Source organism: Streptomyces sp. NPDC059957 (assembly GCF_042730015.1).
In the GTDB taxonomy this organism is placed as follows: domain Bacteria; phylum Actinomycetota; class Actinomycetes; order Streptomycetales; family Streptomycetaceae; genus Streptomyces.
Genome location: NZ_JBHWMB010000106.1, coordinates 2,712 through 5,712, shown reverse-complemented (window position 1 = coordinate 5,712; position 3,001 = coordinate 2,712). Strand labels below are relative to the sequence as shown.

Genomic DNA, 3,001 nt, shown 5'->3' with positions numbered 1-3,001 from the left:
TTTTGCTCCTGCTTTGGGGACTCTGTGCCGTTGGGTATGGGGTACCCTTTCTCCTCTTCCGCCCGTGCGCCCGGTGGGCCTGCCGGCAGGCCCGCCGCCCGCCGTGCCGGCCTCACACGTCCCGGCGCCGTACGACCGTCACGGCAACGATCACCGAGACGAGCGCCCAGGCCCCGAGCGCGATCCAGGAGCCGGTGATCGTGCCCGGGTGGGCGCCGAGGCTGGTGGCGGAGTCCGGGTTCAGTGACAGCCGGGCCTGGGCGGCGAGCGGGAGGTGGTTGCCGATCTCCCTCAGGACCCGGTACCGGTCGCCGCCGAAGAGCAGGGGCAGGATGAAGAGGATCCCCACGACGGCGACGATCGAGGCCGTGGCGTGGCGCAGGACGGCCCCGAAGGCCATCCCGATGAGTGCGCAGACCGGGACGACGAGCGCGTAGGCCGCGACGGCCCGCAGGCAGCCGGGGTCCTGGATCGAGAGCCCGACGTCGCGGGAGGCCAGCATCGCGTTGATGGTGAAGAACGAGGTCGCGGAGACGATCGCACCGAGGGCCAGTGTGATCACCGCGACCAGGGCCACCTTGGCGGTGATCACCGCACGCCGGCCGGGGACGGCCGCGAACGTGGTGCGGATCATCCCGGTGGCGTACTCGCCGAAGATCGTGATGGCTCCGAAGCTGCCGGCCGCCAGTGCCATGACATCGGCCGCGATGCTGCTGAGGCCGTGGAACAACGGGTCGTACGTGTAGGAAGGTTCGCCGGAGGGCGGGGGGAGCGGCGGCTGCGGCTGGTCGATGTACGGGAAGTCGGAGTGGACGCCGTTCACGTTGATCGCGATCGCGATGACGGCGCTGAGGACGAGCACCCAGTAGGTCGACCTGAGCGAGCGCATCTTGATCCACTCGGCGGCCAGCAGGTCGGTGAACCCGGCCGCGTGTTCCGCCGCTCGCTCGGGCGGCCTGGTGCAGGACGGGGTCGGCGTGCTCATCGGGGTTCTCCTGCGAGGTGTGCGAGGTATTCGACGCTGTCGGCGGTGAGGGACATGAACGCCGATTCCAGGGACGAGGTGTGGGTGGCCAGTTCGTGCAGCCCGATGCGGTGCCGGTGGGCGAGGTCGCCGATCCGGGCCGCCGTCAGGCCGGTGACACGGACCGCCGGGCCGTCCTCCCGGTGCACCGACCCGCCCTCGGCGACCAGTACGGCCTCCAGTGCCTCCAGGTCCGTCAGGTCGGGGGTCCGGACCGTCACGCCCCGGGAGGCGTGACGCGCCGCGAACTCCGCCAGGCTCGCGTCGGCGATGAGCCGGCCCCTGCCGATGACGGTGATCCGGTCGGCCGTGTGCTCCATCTCGGCCATCATGTGGCTGGAGACGAAGACGGTGCGGCCCTCGGACGCCAGCCGCCGGAACAGGCCGCGCACCCACAGCACACCCTCGGGGTCGAGGCCGTTCAGGGGCTCGTCGAAGATCAGCACCGGCGGATCGCCGAGCAGGGCGCCCGCGATGCCGAGGCGCTGCTTCATCCCGAGGGAGAACCCGCCGATCCGGCGGGCCGCCGCCTTCGTCAGCCCGACTTCCCGCAGCACCTCGTCCACCCGGGACAGGGGTATCCGGTTGCCGCGGGCCAGCGCGGACAGGTGTGCCCGCGCGCTCCGGCCGCCGTGCACGTCGTGGGCGTCCAACAGGGCGCCCACGTGACACAGTCCGCGCGGGCGGCGCGAGAAGGGAACCCCGTCCACGGTGACGGTCCCGCCGGTCGGGGTGTTGAGGCCCAGGATCATCCGCAGGGTGGTGGACTTGCCGGCGCCGTTGGGGCCGAGGAATCCCGTCACCAGGCCCGGTTCCACGGTGAAGCTCAGGTCGTCGACGGCGACGGTGTCGCCGTACCGCTTGGTCAGTCCGGTGGATTCGATCACGGGGTCCACGCTGCCCGTCGGGGTACGGTCCGTGCGTCGGCCGGTGGTTCACACTTCGGCGCCCTTCCGGTAGCCCGGGGGATTAGTCCTGCGGGCCAATGTCCCGGCAGGCGGGCACGGTTACGATCACCCGATGACCGCTCCCCCTCGTCCATCCCTGCTCAGACGCGTGCCACCGGGTGCGTGGGTGGGGGCCTTCTGGGTGGCCCTCATCCTGGTCCGCATGCTGCAACGGCAGGACGAGCTGCGCCACTTGGTCCAGTACAACGGCAACGTCGAGGACGCGCCGCTCCTGACCACCGCCGTCGTCACGACCCTGGGTGCGCTGCTGCTGTCCCGCGCACCGCTGGCGGCCGTGGCCGTCGCGCTCGCGGGCACCGTGTTCTCGCTCGGGATGGCGGTGGGCGAGACGCCGTTCGTCCTGTTCCTGCTCGCCGACGCGGGCGTCGGATACACCGCCGCGACCCGTCCGCGGCGGGTCTCGGTTTCCGCCGCCGCTCTCTGTTTCGCCACCCTGGCGGGCTACGCGGTCTGGGACCTGACCCGCGGGGACTTCTTCAACCCCTCGGCACCGGCCGGGCTCGCGTCGACCGTCGTCATCGCCTGGCTGATCGGCAACACGATCCGTCAGGACCGGGCGCACACGGACACGGTGCGCGCCCAGGTCACGCGGCAGGCGGTCACCGCGGAGCGGCTGCGCATCGCCCGGGAGCTGCACGACATGGTCGCCCACAACATCGGCATCATCACCATCCAGGCCGGTGTGGGCAGCCGGGTCATGGACACCCAGCCCGCCGAGACGCGCAAGGCGCTCGACGCCATCGAGGCCACGGGCAGGGAGACGCTCGCCGGCCTGCGGCGGATGCTCGGCGCGCTGCGCAAGGGCGAGGAGGAGTCCGCGCCGCTGGAGCCGGTCCCCGGTCTGGCCGCCCTGGGGCAGCTGGTCGGGCGGAGCGCGGCCGCCGGTGTCCGGGTCGAGGTCCACCGGCGGGGGGAGCCTCGTGAACTGCCTTCGGACGTGGACCTCGCGGCCTTCCGCATCGTCCAGGAGGCGGTCACCAACGTGGTGCGGCACTCCGGCACCCGGGAC

General features: G+C 72.0%; 3 protein-coding genes. 1 reads left to right on the top strand and 2 read right to left on the bottom strand.

The genetic code is table 11. The features are described from left to right. Nucleotides 1–112: 112 nt before the first annotated feature. Together ACFWBW_RS38480 and ACFWBW_RS38475 are read right to left on the bottom strand one after the other, a co-directional pair. The gene (locus ACFWBW_RS38480; protein ID WP_385383413.1) at nt 113–985 is read right to left on the bottom strand and encodes an ABC transporter permease; all 873 of its coding nucleotides are present in this window, start codon (nt 983–985) and stop codon (nt 113–115) included. Further along, nucleotides 982–1,911, bottom strand: coding sequence for an ATP-binding cassette domain-containing protein (locus ACFWBW_RS38475; RefSeq protein ID WP_385383410.1), 930 nt, complete (start codon nt 1,909–1,911; stop codon nt 982–984). The genes ACFWBW_RS38480 and ACFWBW_RS38475 overlap by 4 nt, the downstream gene beginning before the upstream one ends. A 223-nt stretch (nt 1,912–2,134) precedes the next feature. Between ACFWBW_RS38475 and ACFWBW_RS38470 the strand changes: the two genes are divergently transcribed. Next, the coding region (locus ACFWBW_RS38470) for a sensor histidine kinase (RefSeq protein ID WP_385383407.1) at nt 2,135–3,001 on the top strand (867 nt) is incomplete at its 3' end.